The 354-nt window shown below is 50.6% G+C and carries 1 protein-coding gene; it reads right to left on the bottom strand.

Features of this window, described 5'->3' with window-relative positions; genetic code table 11:
• The coding region (locus tag ACZIX4_RS19955; protein ID WP_463337415.1) for a T9SS type B sorting domain-containing protein at positions 1-354 on the bottom strand (354 nt) is incomplete at both ends.

Genomic DNA, 354 nt, shown 5'->3' on the forward strand with positions numbered 1-354 from the left:
GAGATCTGCTTGATCAGCTTGCCGTAACGGTCAAAGATAAAGATGTTCGTATCTGAGTAGCCTTCTTCCATACCGTGGATGTTCCACGTATCGTTAAAGCCGTCACCGTTCGGGGTGAAGAACCTAGGGTAGTCAATCACGCTTACGTCTTCGATGATCAGTGTACCACACTCTGTTTCTTCGTCCAGTGTGTTGGCATCCCTTACATAGATGGTCTGTGGACCACCCGGTACGTCTGTGAACACATTCGAGTTCTGCCATGGGCCGTACTCGTTCAGTGCGTACTGGTACTCGCCAAAGCCTTCTACCAGTACCACAATCGACTGCTCCTGCCCAAATGGGTTGCTTACCGTG

Source organism: Flavobacterium niveum (genome assembly GCF_055231775.1).